We start from the raw sequence: 16,779 nt of genomic DNA, 5'->3' as shown, positions 1-16,779 counted from the left end.
TGTGTGTGTGACCAATGAAAAACTATAATTAGCTTCTTCTAATGCGTAGTTTAAACTCTTACGCTCGAGTTATATTATGAGTGCGCCCCTTAGAGGTCGGGCCTTTAACTATATCTTTTTTGCTTTTTAATGTCAAAAAAGGATGCTGCCGTAATCCCTAACGCAAAAACAAAAAAGAGGCTAATAAAAGCCTCTTTTTAAATTATTTTCTTAATCCTAATTCTTTAACTATGGCACGATATCTTAAGATATCTTTCTTTGTTAAGTAATCAAGTAAGCTTCTTCTTTTACCTACTAACTTTACTAATGAACGCTCAGTATTGTAATCTTTACGATTGTTTTTTAAGTGTCCTGTTAAGTAATTAATTCTGTGCGTAAACAATGCAATTTGTCCCTCTGCAGATCCAGTGTCTTTTGCATTATTACCGTGTTTTTTAAAGATTTTCTCTTTTTCTTTTTGATCTAAATACATGCTAATATTATTGTAAATGATTGTTATGTACACGAAAGCCTTTCTTTCGATCGGCAAATATAATACTTTTTTGGTTTGAAACATTTTTTTGCGTAACTTTTACTATTATTTCTCCCAAGAATTGAATTTTATAGTTTAAGTAATTTTTAAATAATTAATAACTCATAAATTCATGAAATCACTATCGCCTCAAGGCACCTTTCCTGACACCTACGATTCTTTAGAGAAAATTTTCAATAATACTTATGATGGTATTGCCATATTGACTTTAGATGGTGATTGGATAAAGGTAAACGATAGTGTGTGCGAACTATTTGGTTATGCAAGAAATGAGTTATTCAACATGAACATTGAAAATATCATTTACAGAGAAGATCTAGGTATTCATACTATAAAGTACCAGCACTTAATGCAAGGAGAAATCAATAGATATAGAGTTAGGCAACGATATTTTCATAAAGATGGTTCCATAATATGGGTTTTAATATCCGTTTCATTAATGAATAACCCAGATGGTAGTCCAAGTCAGATGATATGGCAGTTCTCTGATGTTACAAGTCGAAAATTAAACCAAGATAAACTCAGGTTAATGTTAAGTGTTGTTAGAGAACAAAATGAACGACTAACAGCTTTCGCTGATATCATAACCCATAATTTACGATCTCATTCAGGCAATTTATCTACAATAGAAGGATTTTTAGAAGACGAATTTTCGTGGTTAAAAGAGAATGAAAGTTTTGTACTTTTAAGAAACGCTATTGAAAATTTAGAAGAGACAGTATCGCATTTAACCGAAGTTGCGAAAATTAAGCAAGTAGATTCACAACAATTAGAGACTTTAAATTTGCATGATTATGTTGAAAAAGCAATTTATACGGTTACTGCCTATGCTAAAAACACAAAAACAACTATTGTAAATAATGTAGATCACGAACTAAAAATTAAGGGTATACCAGCATATTTGGATAGTATTATTTTGAATTTTTTAACAAACGCCATTAAATATAGGTCTGAAGAACGGGAACCCAAAATTAAATTAACGTCATTGATTGAAAACGACTCTGTTATTTTTAAGATTTCTGATAATGGAATAGGAATTGATATGGAAAAATATGGAAAAAAATTATTTCAACTTTATAAGACATTTCACAACAATAAAGATGCTATTGGCCTAGGGCTATTTATTACTAGAAATCATATTGAATCTTTAGGAGGAAAAGTAGAAGTTACTAGTAAAATTGGTCAAGGAACCGAGTTTTCAATTTTTCTTAAAGGAGCATAAAAAAAGCGAGCCATTTGGCTCGCTTTTTTTATGCTCTTAAAGGTTGATTTAATATTAAATCTAAATATTGATTTACCTTATGTTTTAAATTTTTACGAAGTGTTATAAAATCTAAGAAACCATGTTCCAATAAAAACTCTGAAGTTTGAAACCCTTCTGGTAATTCTTTTCCTGTTGTATCTCTTACTATACGAGGACCTGCGAAACCTATTAAAGCTCCTGGTTCACTAATATTAATATCACCTAACATAGCAAATGATGCCGTTGTACCACCAGTTGTAGGGTCTGTGCATAACGAAATATAAGGAAGACCAGCATCGGCTAATTGTGCTAATTTCACAGATGTTTTAGCCAATTGCATTAGGGATAATGCAGCTTCCATCATACGAGCTCCACCAGATTTAGAAATTACCATTAACGGTAGTTTGTTTTTTAAAGCGTAATCTGCAGCTCTAGCGATTTTTTCTCCAACAACACTTCCCATTGAGCCACCAATAAAACTGAAATCCATACAGGCAACAACAAGGTATTTACCTTTAGATTTGCCAACAGCTGTTCTCACAGCGTCTTTTAATTTAGTTTTACTTTGAGCAGCTTTTAAACGGTCAGGGTATTTTTTAGTATCCTCAAACTTTAGGGGGTCTTTAGATTCTAAATTAGCATCTAATTCTTCGAATTTATTATCGTCAAAAAGAATTTCAAAATACTCTTTACTACCTATTCTAACATGGTAGCCATCTTCTGGACTAACATAGAAGTTTTTTTCTAACTCTTCTGTGTCAACAATTTTACCAGTAGGAGATTTGTACCACAAACCTTTAGGTGTGTCTTTTTTCTCTTCAGTAGTAGTTGTTATTCCTTTTGTTTTTCTTTTAAACCAAGACATAAAGCTTTACGATTTTAATCCTTTGACCGTGCTCAGGATATGTTTACTATTTAAGATTTCGGATTAAAATTATCCGGATAATCGAAAACTGTGTTACGAGTTACTCATGCATTTCGATTTTATAATTTATGAAATCGTAGATACACAGCATTTGAGGCATTTGTTGAAGCTGTCCCGATTTTATCTGGAAGCGACTGCAGAAAGCCCAATCACAAAATTAACCCTTTTTTTAATTTTGTGGTAACACACAAATGATTTTATTAATTATTATTTGTAATCACCTGTTTTTAAGTTATATAAACAAAAAAGATTCTGCTAATTACAGAACCTTTTTAAGATATATTTGTGGTAAATTTACCTAAATTTATAAGGTATTGACATTATTTAAATCTTCAAACGCCTTTTTTAAACGTTCTACAAAAGTAACTTCTCCTGCGCGTAACCAAACTCTTGGGTCGTAGTACTTTTTGTTTGGAGAATCACTACCATCTGGGTTTCCAATTTGAGACTTTAAGTACTCAACTTTGTCTCCCATATAGTCACGAATACCAGTCATGAATGCGTATTGTAAATCAGTGTCAATATTCATTTTGATTACGCCATAGCTAATACCTTCACGAATTTCTTCAACTGTAGATCCTGATCCACCGTGGAAAACGAAATCGATGTGATTATGTTCTACGCCATATTTTTTCGAGATATGATTTTGAGAATTCTTTAAGATTTTTGGCGTTAATTTCACGTTTCCTGGTTTATAAACACCGTGTACGTTACCAAATGCAGCAGCAATTGTGAATTGTGGACTTACTTTACTTAACTCTTCGTAAGCATAAGCTACTTCTTCTGGTTGTGTGTATAGTTTAGAATCATCAACGTCTGTATTATCAACACCATCTTCTTCACCACCAGTTATACCAAGTTCAATTTCTAAAGTCATACCCATTTTGCTCATGCGCTCAAGGTATTGCTTACAGATTTCAATGTTTTCTTCGATTGGCTCTTCAGAAAGGTCAATCATATGAGAACTAAATAAAGATTTACCAGTTTCAGCAAAATGTTTTTCACTAGCGTCTAATAGACCATCAATCCAAGGTAATAGTTTTTTAGCACAATGGTCTGTATGTAGAATTACTGGAACACCATAAGCTTCTGCTAGAGTATGTACATGTTTAGCACCTGCAACAGCACCTGCAATAGCTGCTTTTTGGCCATCGTTACTTAAACCTTTACCTGCATTAAATTGCGCACCACCATTAGAAAATTGAATGATTACTGGAGCATTTAAATCTTTTGCTGTTTCTAAAACACCGTTTATTGTGTCTGAGCCTATTACGTTTACAGCTGGTAGAGCATAATTATTAGCTTTTGCGTGGTTGAAAATAGCTTGAACTTCTTTTCCTGTAGCTACTCCTGGTTTTATATTGTGTCCCATTTTATAGAATTAAATATGATTTGTAATTAGTAAGTGCGAAAGTAATCAATTTTTAAATAATTTGTGATTGTTTTTGGGCTTGAAAACACCAAAGTAATACTAAAACGTTATAGTATAATTTAAAGAAAACGGCTCTAAAAAGGATAGTTTATACCAATGTTATAAACGGCATTAGTAAAGTTATAATCATTAAACCATCTATTATTGTCTCTATAAGAAGGATCGTAGGTTTTGAAGCCAATATCAAATCTGAATACAAAAAAACTGAAATCATAACGTAAACCAAAACCTGAACCAACAGCAATATCTTTTAAAGAGTCAAATCCAGAAAAAGTTGCTCTGTCGTCTTCAACATTGTCTAAAACATTCCAAATGTTACCGGCGTCAATAAAAAGAGCACCGTTTAAATTTCCAAAGATATTGAAGCGCTGTTCTGCACTAAAAGCCAGTTTTAGATTTGCTTCGCTAAACTCATTGGTAGTTTCTGAGCTTCCAGGGCCTAAATTATATGCAGACCACGCACGATTATCGTTAGGTCCGCCTCCAAAAAAACTTTTTGCAAATGGAATACTTTTTGAGTTTCCATAAGGGATGGCTATGCCAAAGAATGCCCGCGTAGCAAGTACATTTTTTTTGCCTAAATCCCAGTGCTTTATATAATCAAATTCTGTTTTTACATATTGCGAATAAGCGACATTAAGAAATTCATAACGCCCATCATTATCCTTCTTAAGCCCAAGGAGTTTAGATGTGCCAGCTAATAAATTACCCGCTAGCTCTAGTTTAAAACGGAAAATTGAAAAGTCATGATCAAATAAATTAGTACGTTGATCCTTTGTAAAGTTGAAACTTGAAGACAGTATAAGGTTGTTTTCTGTAAGCCTGTTTTGACGTTCATCTATACCATTAATTGTTTCTAATTGAGAACTCGATATCTCACTTGGGGTTGTTTGGTTTAAGACATAATCTATAAAAGTGTTCGCTCCATCAGGGATGGTTAAATCGCTGTCAGAACCTATGTAGCCAACGTCTTGTGCTATTTTATTTAAAGAACTGAAAGAATTATTATAAACTCCAAAGTAGTTGTCTGGATTTAGGTTTCTAACGTACTGTACATTAAACAAATCCAGCCTGTTCGTAACTTGTGGGTTAGGAAGCCAGTTATAGCTAAAATTACCACTAAAAGTTCGTTTATCTAATCCGATATTTTTTTGACTGGTAGTCGCTAAGCCAATTCTTGTGCTGGGCGACATGTATTTAGGAATAATGTTTTCAGTATAAAAAGGAGAGAAAAGCCTTGGGATAGTTAGCTTAACATCTACACCAAATTCAATTATATCAAAAAATGGGTCACCTTCTTCTTTTAGGTCATCTGAAGCGCCAATAGAGGCAATACCTGATATTTCAAGAGTTTCGGCTCCTTTAAAAACATTTCTAATTTTCAAGCTTGGGTTTAATGAAAAACCAACAGTTTGTATGTCACTTTGTGAAACATCGGCATTAAAACTTAAACTAAACTTTTTTAATGGTGTAAGCCTAATGGTGTCAGTAAGCGTATTATCGCGGTTTTCAGTATATTCAATATTTGGATATTTAAATGTCCGAAGCTCATTAATATACCTGTAAGTTCTCGTTCTGTCAATATCCTTAAATACTTCGCCAGGAGTTATAAAAATAGCATCAGTTAAGGCTTTTGGTCTATACCGAATTTTATCATAACTATATAATTTGTAACTACCGTATGAAATAGAATCTTGAAATGGTTTGTTTCTGTTATCAAAAGTATAATCGGTAATAATGTTTACATCCTTTATTTTGTATATTTCAAATGGTTCTCTTCTTATAGAATCGGGCGTTCTAATGGCTCTGTCTTGAATGTTAATACCAACGTTTACCTTCTTGTGAGTTCCAATGGTATCCATTTCAAAAGTGATATAATCTTGATTAAAGTGATATAATCCAGAATTACGTAATGAAGTAGAAATTCGATCACGCTCTTCTTCAAAATTTGAAGTTCTATACTGTTCGCCAGTTTTAATGATTGCGCTTTTTTTAATATTTTGATATAGAGAATCAATAACCGGGGATTTTAATATATCTGAAATCGAATCAATTAGAAAAGGGTGTTTTGTTTCAACGTTATATTTTACTTCTGCACGTTTGTTGTCGTTTTTTTTAATGTCGAAATCAGCTTCAACATTAAACCAACCATTATTAATGTAATAATCTTTAAGACGTTTTACAGAACGTTTAGTTTCGTCTTCATTTACAATAGTAGGAGCTTCGCCAGTACTTTTTAGCCAATTATTAAAGCCTAACACAGATTGTTTTAATTTATTTACCTGTTTTATTGAATACCTTCGTTCTAATCGGGCTCTTCGTTTTTGCCTCTTATTTAACCAAGTTTCAAATAAAGAGTCTCTGTTTGGTCGTGCAGTATTGTAAATATGCAAGCGTAACGGAATACCTGCTATTTTTCTATTAGGCTTTTGGTATAAAAGGCTATTTATGATTTCAGTGTTGTCTTTTTTATCATTAACAATAACCGAAGTTTTGGAAAGTAAATGTTCGTCTTCAGCAACTCTTTTTACTGTATCACAAGAGTACAAGCCGATTGCAAGTAGTACTAAAAATAATATTTTTGAGAGCTGTTTTTTCAAATGAAATTATAGTTAATTTAGGTTTTAGACTTTAAAAAAGAACAGTATTTGTAAGTTTGTAATATAAATATTGATAACATATTCAAAAATACATTATTTAAACAGAAAAAATATAAATGCTTTCTAAAAGTCAAATAAAATTAATTACGAGTTTAAAGCAAAAAAAATATAGACAGCAATATGGTTTTTTTGTCGTTGAAGGTGTTAAAACTATAAGAGAACTTTTACAATCCAATTTAGAGCTTCAGAAATTATATGCTACAGCATCGTTCAATATTGATGCCAAAGATGAAGTTATAATTTCCGATTCAGATTTAAAGCGAATTAGTTTTCTAACCACCCCTAATAAAGCTTTGGCTATTTTTAAAATTCCAGAATCAAAACCTATTGATAATTCGGGACTTATAGTAGCTCTTGATTCAATAAGGGATCCAGGAAATTTAGGAACTATTATTAGATTATGTGATTGGTTTGGAGTGAAAGAATTAATTTGTAGTAAAGAAACTGTTGATTGTTTTAATCCTAAAGTAATTCAAGCAACAATGGGTTCTATAACTAGGGTTAATGTTAGTTATATGAACTTGGTGCCTTTTCTAAGAGGCATTGAAACATCTGTTTTTGGTGCTTTTATGGAAGGTGAGAATGTGTATCATAAAACGTTACCCAAAACCGGAGTTTTAGTAATGGGTAATGAAGCTAATGGCGTTTCAAAAGAAGTTGAAGCTGTGATTACTGAAAAAATGTCTATACCAAGATTTGGCGATTTACAAGCTACTGAAAGTTTGAATGTAGCTACGGCTACAGCAATTTTACTAAGTGAATTTAGTAGAAATTGATTTTAAACTCGCAGTATTAATCTATAGTTTGCAGTAAATAGTTTAAATAAAATTGAGATAAAGCGTTTATTGAAACGTAAAGTTTATAAAAACCCCTCGTGTTCTCATTCCTGCAATATTAGTTGTCCAAGGACTGTTGGGGTCTTCATCTCTAACCAATTCATCATTAATCCCAAAAAGACCACGAATTGATGGTGTAAACTTGAAATTATAAAGATAAAAATCAATACCAAAACCTAGTTCGTAAAAAATAGAGTTTTTAGTTGTTCTAAACTGTCCATTACTATTGTCTTCAGGGTTGTTTTCGTTACTTGATAGGTTTAATGCTGTAGAAAATCCTCCAACAATAAAAGGTTTAAAATTATTGACACGTTTTGTAGATATCTTTATTAATAAAGGTATGTGAATGTATGTAGATTTCACCTCTCTAATTAAGTCTGAGGCTTTTACATCAGGAATGCCTTGAAACCAACCTTGACTATAATATAATTCTCTTGTAGTAATTAATAAACCTGGTTCTAAACGTAAGTCTATAAAGCTGTTTATACGCAAGTTTCCGATTAAACCCACATTAAAACCAGGGCTTCGCTTTACATAAATATCACGCAAATCGGTATTGTAATCAAAATTGAAATCGTAATTGCTAATCCCCAAAAAATATCCCCACCGTAGTGCATTATTATCTGTAGATCCGCGTCCTTGATTGGCATCATAAAGCACTTTTTCTTTCTTAAAAAGCTGAGCGCTAGAAGACTCAATGATGAATAAAAATGATATAAGCGCAAAAAAATACTTCATATTATTACTTAGATGATTTATAAATAGTTGCCACACCTAATGTTTGTGGAAAATCTTCAACATTTATAAACCCACTTTTACGTAAAATATTGTTTAAAGCTTCTCCGTAAGGAAAAACGGATGCAGATTCGCATAAATATTTATAGGCACTTCTGTCTTTTGAAAAAGCTTTTCCAATAAGAGGTAAAATGTTTTTAGTGTAAAATTTATAGCCTTGTTTATAAGGGGTTTTTTCAGGGATAGAGGTTTCTAAGATTACAAAAGTACCGTTGGGTTTTAGTACTCTGTATATTTCTTTTAAGCCGTTTTCTAAGGTTTCAAAGTTACGTACACCAAAAGCAACCGTTATAGCATCAAAGGCATTATCTTCAAAAGGCATATCTTCAGAATCACCCAAAATCATGTCTATTTTAGAGTCTAAAGATTTCTTTTTAATTTTTTGCTTTCCAATGTCCAACATACCACTGCTAATATCTAAACCAACAATTTTTGTTGCATTAGTTTTAGCAAGATTAATGGCCAGGTCACCAGTTCCAGTTGCAATATCTAAAATAGTATCTGGATTGGCTTCTTTAACTAGGTTAACTACTTTTTTTCGCCATTTAATGTCTATTCCAAAAGAAATTACCCGGTTTAAACCATCATAATCTTTAGAAATTGTATCGAACATTTTAGTAACCTGGTCTTTTTTACCTAAATCGCTGTTTTTGTAAGGCTTTACTTTTGACAAATCTTAAATTTTTTGAGCAAAGATAAACTTTTAGAAAAGCTTTACATAATTAGATTTCTAATTATTATAATCAATCAATTTTGATTAGCAATATTTATTTTATAGTATATTTGCTATACTTTTTATGATAGTTAAATAATGAAAATAATTATTGCAGGTGCTGGTGAAGTTGGATTTCATTTGGCAAAATTATTGTCTTACGAATCTCAAGAAATAAACTTAATTGATCCCAATAAAAAAAGTTTAGCATACGCGGATACCCATTTAGATATTAGAGTTATTAAAGGAGATGCAACGTCTATTTCTATTTTAAAAGAAGCTCGTGTTGATTCATGCGAATTATTTATAGCGGTAACATCAAGCGAAACTACTAACATTACAGTATGTGTTTTAGCGAAACAACTTGGAGCTCAAAAAACCATAGCAAGAATTTCTAATACTGAATTTATCCATTATAAAGATGAGGTTGGATTTACAAAATTTGGTATTGATGAGTTGATTTCACCAGAAGCTTTAGCAGCTTCAGAAATTGAATTATCATTAAAACAATCATCCTTTAACGAAAATTACGAGTTCGAGGATGGCGCACTAACTATGGCCGGATTAACGCTTTCTAGGTCAGCATCTTTTGTTGGAAAAACAGTGAAAGAAGCTGCCGATATTTTTCCAGAAATACATTTCGTTCCTATTGCAATTCAACGTTTTGGTACGCAATACACGATTATTCCTAGGGGCGACACTAAGTTTAAACGAGGGGATAATGTGGTTTTTATAACATCAGAAGGTGGAGCGGATGAACTTTGTAGACTTACAGGTAAAGTTAACAGAGTTATTAAAAACGTGATGATTTTAGGTGGTAGTCAAATAGCATATAAAACAGCTAGAGACTTAAGTGAGAAAGGGTTAAATGTAAAGCTCTTAGAAGGAAATAGAGATAGAGCATTTGAAATTGCAGAAGAATTAACAAAGGTATTGGTTATTAATAGTGATGGTCGTAATGTAGATTTACTTGATGAAGAAAACATTAGTGAAATGGATGCCTTTATTGCAGTTGGAGCTAATTCTGAAACAAACATTATGTCTTGTTTAGTCGCGAAATCCAAAGGGGTTAAAAAAACGATAGCTTTGGTCGAAAATATGGACTATTTTGATCTTTCACATTCTATTGGAATTGATACTTTAATAAATAAAAAACTGTTAGCAGCAAATAATATTTTTAGATACATACGCAGGGGGGAAGTTGTTGCCATGACGAAACTGAGTAATTTAAACGCTGAGTTGTTGGAATTTGAGGTAAAGGGAACATCTGCTGTTTGTAATAAAACAATTAAATCTATAGATTTCCCTAGAACGGCAACTATAGGAGGGGTTATTAGAAATGGTGTTGGTATTATAGCACTGGGTAGTTTTAGAATTCAAGAGGGTGATCGTGTTGTAGTATGTTGTCTGCTGAAATCAATAAAACGCGTTGAAAAATTATTTCTTTAAAATCTAAGTATTGAAACTCAACTATAAAATTATTTTTCACTTTTTAGGACTACTACTTTTGTTTAATGGTGGTTTTATGCTGTTATCTGCACTTGTAAGTTTAATTTATAAAGATGGTGTAACATTTCAAATATTTTTGGCAGGTATTATAACATTACTTGTTGGAGTTGTTTCCATGGTTTTTACTAGGCGTCACAAAAAAGAAATAAATAAGCGTGAGGGTTATATTGTTGTAAGTTTTGGATGGGTAATCATGTCATTATCCGGCACTCTACCTTATGTACTTACAGAAAGTATTCCTAGTTTTACAAACGCTTTTTTCGAAACGATGTCTGGTTATACCACTACGGGAGCTTCAATTTTGAATGATATCGAAGCGGTACCCAAAGGTATATTGTTTTGGCGTAGTTTAACGCATTGGATTGGTGGAATGGGAATTATAGTATTAGCCATTGCTATTTTACCATTACTTGGAATTGGTGGTATGCAGCTTTTTGCAGCGGAAGCTCCAGGACCGAGCGCCGATAAATTACATCCTAGAATTACAGATACAGCAAAACGTTTATGGCTTATTTATTTTGGTTATACTGCAGCAGAAACCTTGCTTTTAAGTGTTGCTGGCATGTCTTTTTTTGATGCTATTAATCACTCCTTGTGTACGCTTTCAACGGGAGGCTTCTCTACTAAAAATGCCAGTATTGCATATTGGAATGGACAACCTTTAATACAATATATCATCATATTATTTATGTTTTTAGCAGGGACTAATTTTGTACTTAGTTATTTTGCTTTCAAGGGGAAAATTCAAAAAGTAATCCATGATGAAGAGTTTAAGTTATACTTTAAGTTTATTGCTATATTTACGATCATTGCGGCCGTTATTATTTATTTTCGTGCAGATATAAGTAAGTCTTCAATTGTGCATCCAATGGTTTGGGGAGAAGCTGAAAGTGCTTTTAGACATGGTTTGTTTCAAGTATTATCTGTTATAACAACAACGGGTTTTGTTACCGCAGATTATACATTATGGACGCCCTTTTTGGTTGTTTTATTTTTCGGTCTTATGTTTTTGGGCGGATCAGCAGGAAGTACCTCAGGGGGTGTGAAAGTAGTACGTCATTTAATATTGATTAAAAATAGTTTTTTAGAGTTTAAACGCACGTTGCACCCAAATGCAATCATACCAGTTCGTTATAATAATAAAGCTATTAATAGGTTTATTGTTTTTAACGTCTTAGCATTTTTTATTCTATATATGTTGTCCTTTATAATAGGTGCTTTGGTGTTTTCTATGTTTGAAATTAATTTTAAATCGGCAATTGGTTTAGCGGCATCTACTTTAGGTAATGTTGGTCCTGCACTTGGGGATTTTGGACCTGTAAATAACTATGCAGCATTGCCTCCTTTAGCACAATGGTGGGCTTGTTTCTTAATGCTTATTGGTCGTTTAGAACTTTTTACAGTGCTTATTTTATTTACACCTTTTTTCTGGCGAAATAGGTAATTCACATTTTGTTGTATAATTTTTTTTTTTGGAGTTACTATAAGGGTAGCCCTTGAAGTTTATCTTGAGCGAATTCAAAAGGTTGTTAGGCTTCACTCGTCACTCTTTGTGGCGTTTTCACGACAATCACTAACGTGAATTATCCCTAATTTCACTAGGATTTTAATGGTGTGATGTAACATTTTAGAAAGTTCCTCGTCGATATTATATAACCAATTAAAAATCATTAATCATGGAATTAGTATTATTAACTAAAAACTTTGAACCTGTACCTAAACAAAACGAAGACTATATTAATAAACCTTCTGGGTTTTTAACGTCGCACTATAAAACTATTGTAATGCAAAATTATAGCAATCAAAAACCAACTTCAATTTTTGGTATAAAGCAATGTATTAAAAGTAGAAGCTATTTAATAAATAATTTAGCCGAAACTACATTAAAACTATCATTGTTTTTAATTACTATAGTTCTAATCTTTAATTAATGATAGAATAAACAACAAAAAAAGACCACTAATTACTTAGTGGCCTTTTAGCATTTATTGGCGTGAGTAACTTAACTCACAACTTCTTTAATTCGTTTTATTGCTTCAATAATTTGTTCTTTTGAAGCAGCATAAGAAATTCTAATACAATCTGGATTTCCAAAAGCTTCGCCTGTAACCGTAGCAACAAGAGCTTCTTCTAATAAATACAATGAAAAATCAGTAGCATTATTTATCTTTTTACCTCGTAATGTTTTTCCAAAGTAATGTGTTACATCAGGAAACACATAAAAGGCACCATCTGGTGTATTGGCTTTAAAACCTTCGATACCATTAACTAATTTTAGTATTAAATCACGACGTTCTTTAAACTCGTTAATCATATATTGAACACGGGAAGGGGACTCATTTAGCGCTGTGATTACGGCTCGTTGTGCAATACAGTTAGCGCCACTAGTCATTTGTCCTTGCATCTTATTACAAGCTCTAGCTATTTTTTCTGGAGCACCAATATATCCAATACGCCATCCAGTCATCGCGAATGCTTTAGAAACACCGTTTACCGTTATAGTATTGTTATACATATCCTCAAATTCCCCAATACTTGCATGTCCTTCACCATAGTTTATATGTTCGTAAATTTCATCAGAGACGACATAAATATTTGGGTGTTTCACTAATACATCTGCTAAAGCTCTTAATTCAGTCTTACTGTAAACTGAACCACTTGGGTTGCAAGGTGAGCTAAACCAAATCATTTTTGTGTTTGGTGTAATAGCCGCCTCCAACTGTTTTGGAGTCATTTTAAAATCGGTATCAATAGATGTTTTAACCTCTACAGGAACACCATCATAAAGTTTTACAATATCAGAATAACTCACCCAATATGGGCATGGTAGAATAACTTCATCACCTTCATTAAGCATCACGCCAGCAATATTTGCCAATGATTGTTTTGCTCCTGTAGAAACAACAATTTGAGAAGGAGTATATGTTAAATTATTATCACGTTTAAACTTGGTAATTATAGCTTCTTTTAACTCAACATACCCATCAACTGGTGAATAGGAGTTGTAGTTATCATTAATTGCTTGTATAGCGGCTTCTTTAATAAAATCAGGAGTATTAAAATCAGGTTCTCCTAAACTTAAGCCAATAATATCTTTTCCTTCGCCTCTAAGTTCTCTCGCTTTTGCAGCCATTGCTAGAGTAGCAGACGTAGCCATGTTTAAAATTCTATCAGATAGTAATTGCATTTTTGGTTATTTGTTTAATAAGTGTAAGTATGAATTTTAGGCTATACTAGGTTTTTTGCCTAACATTTTTAATTGATTGTAATGTTCGGAAACAGCTTGCCAAAAGGTGTTGTATTCATTATAAGGTAAGCTGAATTCTTGTGCAGTTTCTTTAACTATTTTTGCTATTTTACTGTAATGCACATGGCTAATATTAGTGAACAAATGGTGCTCTACTTGTCTGTTTAATCCGCCAGTATAAAATTCTGCCAACCAACTTTTTGGTGAAAAATTTGAGGTAGTAAACAATTGATGAATAGCCCAAGTATTTTTCATGTTTCCCTCTTCATCTGGTAACGGCATTTCTGTATTAGGCATAACGTGTGCCAACTGGAATACAACACTTAAGATGATTCCTGCTGTATAATGCATAACTAAGAATCCTATTAAAACTTTCCACCATGCAAAACCTAGTGATATTGGTAAAACAAACCATAAAGAATAATATACAATTTTACCTATAATAAGTTTTGTCCATTGCGTAGCAGGATGAGGCATTTTACCATATGCTAATTTTCTCTTAAGATATTTATAGGTTTGCACAAAATCAGTTGTAACTGCCCAGTTTGCAGTTAACAAACCGTATAAGAAGAACGCATAGTATTTTTGGTATTTATGAATTCTAAGCCATTTGGTGTGTTTAGAAAATCTAATAATTCTTCCAGCATCAATATCTTCATCGTGCCCTTGAATATTAGTGTAAGTATGATGTAATACATTGTGTTGTACTTTCCAATTATAGTCGTTTCCTGCTAAAATGTAGATGCTGCTACCCATTAGTTTGTTAACCCATTTTTTACTTGAAAAAGAGCCATGGTTTGCATCGTGCATAACATTCATGCCAACACCAGCCATACCAATTCCCGCAATTACCATACCTAGTATTTGCGCCCAAGTGGGTAAATCTACGGTTAAAATTAAAACAACAGGAACTATTAATAGGGAGAACATCACAATAGCTTTTGTGTATAATTTCCAGTTTCCAGTTCGCTTTAAGTTATTTTCTTTAAAATAGTCGTTTACACGTTTGTTAAGTGTTTTAAAAAACTTTGCAGGATCTTTTCTAGAAAACGAAAGTGCTTGTTTAGTCATGTTATTAATTTTAATACGATAAATAATAAAAATTGTTTGACTTACCTAAGGCAAATATAAGTATAAACCATTTGAAGTAATAACGTTTTTTTGTAAAAATATGTATATAAAAAGTATATTTTTGTTGAAAATTTAACAGTAATGAAATGAGCAGAACTAAATGTTTCTAGGGTAATAGAGGTATTTTTTATGCGAATGTCGTCCGATAGATTTAATTAAACAGAACAACATATGAAACTCATTTTAAAGTATTTCCCTAATCTTACGGAAGACCAAATACAAAAATTTGAACAACTTGAATCGTTATATCAAGATTGGAATCTAAAAATTAACGTAGTGTCTCGAAAGGATATAGATGAACTTTATATGAGGCATGTATTACATTCTTTAGGTATAGCTAAAGTTATAAGTTTTACGGATGGAAGTAAGCTTCTTGATGTTGGTACTGGGGGAGGTTTTCCGGGAATCCCTTTAGCTATTCTGTTTCCAGAATGTTCGTTTCACTTAGTAGATAGTATTGCTAAAAAATTAAAAGTGGTTGACGAGGTTGTTACGGGTTTAGAGCTAACTAACGTGAAAACAACGCACAGTAGAGTAGAAGATATTGATGGTAAATATGATTTTATAATAAGTAGAGCAGTTGCTGCAATGCCAACCTTTGTGCATTGGGTAAAAGGTAAAATAGCTAAACACCAAAACCATGATCTTAAAAATGGTATACTGTATTTAAAGGGAGGTGATTTATCAGAAGAACTTCAAGGCTATAAAACCACAACAATTTATAACTTAAGTGATTATTTTGAAGAAGACTTTTACGAAACCAAAAAGGTGGTGCATCTTCCTATGAAATTTCGAGGATAACTATTTCAAGTTAACCAATGCATTTATAGAATTATTGAAATAGAAATATTGATTGTGAAACCAGTAGGTATTATTGTACTGCTCAATAGTTGATAGTTTTTTGCTAGGGATAAGTATAGCATTCGCTTTATTAAAGTTCAATTTTGCACGAGTTGTATCATTAACCTTAAGATGGGCCATGGCAAGCCCTAAATACGCATCAAAATCCATGGAGTCAAATTTAATGGCCTCTGAAAAATCAGAAATAGCATCAATAAATTTACCTAAAAATAAATTGGAAGCACCTCTATAAAAATGAGCAAATGAATTGTTATTGTTGAGTCTTAAAGATTTTGTTAAATCGGTATTACCGTCTTGGTAATATTTAATATCCATTAAGAAAGCCCCACGATTAAAGTAATTATCTGCATTGGGTTCAATCAAAATAGCCATAGAATAATCATTCAATGCGTTTGTGAATTGTTTAAGGGCTTTGTAAGCCGAAGCTCTTTTAGTGTAGGTGTCATAATTATCAGGAACTTGTTTAATAACACCTGTAAAATCTTTAATAGCATTTTCGTATTCATCTAAATCAAGTTTTACACATGCCAAACTATAAAGGGCATCAATAAAATTTTTATCAAGCATAAACGCTTTTGCATAATCTTCTTTAGCGCCAGTAAAATCTTTTAAACTGTATCTGGAATTACCTCTATTAAAATAAGTGTCCGCATCAGGTTCTGTAACAATAATTTTTGAATAATCAACAATCGCTCCACGGTAATTACCTAGGTCATTTTTCGCTATGGCTCTATAGAAGTAAGCATCTAAGTTCTGCGGTTCTAATTCTATAACTTGAGTTAATAATGATATTTTTTCGCTTAAATTATTGGTTCGAGTTGCTTGTCTAAATAATTTATTTGCTTGTGCGAATCCAAATATTGGACACATGATAAGTAATAGAATAATATGTTTTT

General features: G+C 32.2%; 15 protein-coding genes. 6 read left to right on the top strand and 9 right to left on the bottom strand.

What is annotated here, in order from left to right:
• Positions 1–202: 202 nt before the first annotated feature.
• Positions 203–472: a 30S ribosomal protein S15 gene (rpsO, locus tag QZ260_RS03440; protein ID WP_295982766.1), complete on the bottom strand. Its 270-nt coding sequence runs from the start codon at positions 470–472 to the stop codon at positions 203–205.
• A 172-nt stretch (positions 473–644) separates the two neighbouring features.
• On the opposite strand from rpsO, the gene QZ260_RS03435 reads away from it, so the two are divergent.
• Positions 645–1,754 (top strand): sensor histidine kinase, encoded by a 1,110-nt coding sequence (locus tag QZ260_RS03435; RefSeq protein ID WP_295982765.1) that lies wholly within the window; start codon positions 645–647, stop codon positions 1,752–1,754.
• Between the two features lie 28 nt (positions 1,755–1,782).
• On the opposite strand, the gene accD is transcribed toward QZ260_RS03435, so the two are convergent.
• From accD to QZ260_RS03420, 3 genes are all read right to left on the bottom strand, one after another.
• On the bottom strand, positions 1,783–2,640 hold the full coding sequence (accD, locus tag QZ260_RS03430) for an acetyl-CoA carboxylase, carboxyltransferase subunit beta (protein WP_295982763.1): 858 nt from the start codon (positions 2,638–2,640) through the stop codon (positions 1,783–1,785).
• A 364-nt stretch (positions 2,641–3,004) separates the two neighbouring features.
• The gene (gene fbaA, locus QZ260_RS03425) at positions 3,005–4,072 is read right to left on the bottom strand and encodes a class II fructose-bisphosphate aldolase (protein WP_295982760.1); all 1,068 of its coding nucleotides are present in this window, start codon (positions 4,070–4,072) and stop codon (positions 3,005–3,007) included.
• A gap of 134 nt (positions 4,073–4,206) precedes the next feature.
• Positions 4,207–6,732 carry a BamA/TamA family outer membrane protein gene (locus tag QZ260_RS03420; protein ID WP_295982756.1) on the bottom strand — a complete coding sequence of 842 codons (2,526 nt, stop codon included), beginning with the start codon at positions 6,730–6,732 and terminating at the stop codon, positions 4,207–4,209.
• A 116-nt stretch (positions 6,733–6,848) separates the two neighbouring features.
• Here QZ260_RS03420 and QZ260_RS03415 point away from each other — a divergent pair, with 116 nt between their 5' ends.
• Positions 6,849–7,568, top strand: a complete 720-nt coding sequence (locus tag QZ260_RS03415) for an RNA methyltransferase (protein WP_295982755.1) — start codon at positions 6,849–6,851, stop codon at positions 7,566–7,568.
• 66 nt (positions 7,569–7,634) lie between these two features.
• Here QZ260_RS03415 and QZ260_RS03410 read toward each other — a convergent pair whose 3' ends face one another.
• Together QZ260_RS03410 and ubiE are read right to left on the bottom strand one after the other, a co-directional pair.
• Positions 7,635–8,366, bottom strand: a complete 732-nt coding sequence (locus QZ260_RS03410; protein WP_295982750.1) for a porin family protein — start codon at positions 8,364–8,366, stop codon at positions 7,635–7,637.
• Positions 8,367–8,370: 4 nt separating this feature from the next.
• Positions 8,371–9,096, bottom strand: a complete 726-nt coding sequence (gene ubiE, locus QZ260_RS03405; RefSeq protein ID WP_295982749.1) for a bifunctional demethylmenaquinone methyltransferase/2-methoxy-6-polyprenyl-1,4-benzoquinol methylase UbiE — start codon at positions 9,094–9,096, stop codon at positions 8,371–8,373.
• A gap of 138 nt (positions 9,097–9,234) precedes the next feature.
• Between ubiE and trkA the strand changes: the two genes are divergently transcribed.
• From trkA to QZ260_RS03390, 3 genes are all read left to right on the top strand, one after another.
• Positions 9,235–10,584 carry a Trk system potassium transporter TrkA gene (gene trkA / locus QZ260_RS03400; RefSeq protein ID WP_295982747.1) on the top strand — a complete coding sequence of 450 codons (1,350 nt, stop codon included), beginning with the start codon at positions 9,235–9,237 and terminating at the stop codon, positions 10,582–10,584.
• Between the two features lie 10 nt (positions 10,585–10,594).
• Positions 10,595–12,088, top strand: coding sequence for a potassium transporter TrkG (locus QZ260_RS03395; RefSeq protein ID WP_295982745.1), 1,494 nt, complete (start codon positions 10,595–10,597; stop codon positions 12,086–12,088).
• A gap of 232 nt (positions 12,089–12,320) precedes the next feature.
• A complete protein-coding gene (locus tag QZ260_RS03390; protein ID WP_295982744.1) occupies positions 12,321–12,575 on the top strand; it encodes a hypothetical protein in 255 nt (84 codons plus the stop codon).
• 71 nt (positions 12,576–12,646) lie between these two features.
• Here the strand turns inward: QZ260_RS03390 and QZ260_RS03385 are convergent, their stop codons facing one another.
• Entirely contained in the window at positions 12,647–13,831 is a 1,185-nt protein-coding gene (locus QZ260_RS03385; protein WP_295982743.1) for a pyridoxal phosphate-dependent aminotransferase, read from the bottom strand.
• A gap of 36 nt (positions 13,832–13,867) precedes the next feature.
• Complete coding sequence (locus tag QZ260_RS03380; RefSeq protein ID WP_295982740.1) at positions 13,868–14,962, bottom strand: acyl-CoA desaturase; 1,095 nt, start codon at positions 14,960–14,962, stop codon at positions 13,868–13,870.
• Between the two features lie 231 nt (positions 14,963–15,193).
• On the opposite strand from QZ260_RS03380, the gene rsmG reads away from it, so the two are divergent.
• The gene (gene rsmG, locus QZ260_RS03375; protein WP_295982736.1) at positions 15,194–15,823 is read left to right on the top strand and encodes a 16S rRNA (guanine(527)-N(7))-methyltransferase RsmG; all 630 of its coding nucleotides are present in this window, start codon (positions 15,194–15,196) and stop codon (positions 15,821–15,823) included.
• On the opposite strand, the gene QZ260_RS03370 is transcribed toward rsmG, so the two are convergent.
• On the bottom strand, positions 15,824–16,779 hold a 956-nt coding region (locus QZ260_RS03370), incomplete at its 5' end, for a tetratricopeptide repeat protein (RefSeq protein ID WP_295982734.1).

It is taken from the genome of uncultured Algibacter sp. (assembly GCF_905480415.1).
GTDB lineage: Bacteria > Bacteroidota > Bacteroidia > Flavobacteriales > Flavobacteriaceae > Algibacter_B.
This window is presented reverse-complemented; position numbering and strand designations above follow the sequence as displayed.

Excerpts from the sequence above, each read along its gene's own strand:
- QZ260_RS03410 (WP_295982750.1), bottom strand. The coding sequence starts at position 8,366 with ATGAAGTATTTTTTTGCGCTTATATCATTTTTATTCATCATTGAGTCT.
- QZ260_RS03435 (WP_295982765.1), top strand. The coding sequence starts at position 645 with ATGAAATCACTATCGCCTCAAGGCACCTTTCCTGACACCTACGATTCT.
- rpsO (WP_295982766.1), bottom strand. The coding sequence starts at position 472 with ATGTATTTAGATCAAAAAGAAAAAGAGAAAATCTTTAAAAAACACGGT.
- QZ260_RS03415 (WP_295982755.1), top strand. The coding sequence starts at position 6,849 with ATGCTTTCTAAAAGTCAAATAAAATTAATTACGAGTTTAAAGCAAAAA.
- trkA (WP_295982747.1), top strand. The coding sequence starts at position 9,235 with ATGAAAATAATTATTGCAGGTGCTGGTGAAGTTGGATTTCATTTGGCA.
- fbaA (WP_295982760.1), bottom strand. The coding sequence starts at position 4,072 with ATGGGACACAATATAAAACCAGGAGTAGCTACAGGAAAAGAAGTTCAA.
- rsmG (WP_295982736.1), top strand. The coding sequence starts at position 15,194 with ATGAAACTCATTTTAAAGTATTTCCCTAATCTTACGGAAGACCAAATA.
- QZ260_RS03385 (WP_295982743.1), bottom strand. The coding sequence starts at position 13,831 with ATGCAATTACTATCTGATAGAATTTTAAACATGGCTACGTCTGCTACT.
- QZ260_RS03390 (WP_295982744.1), top strand. The coding sequence starts at position 12,321 with ATGGAATTAGTATTATTAACTAAAAACTTTGAACCTGTACCTAAACAA.
- QZ260_RS03380 (WP_295982740.1), bottom strand. The coding sequence starts at position 14,962 with ATGACTAAACAAGCACTTTCGTTTTCTAGAAAAGATCCTGCAAAGTTT.
- accD (WP_295982763.1), bottom strand. The coding sequence starts at position 2,640 with ATGTCTTGGTTTAAAAGAAAAACAAAAGGAATAACAACTACTACTGAA.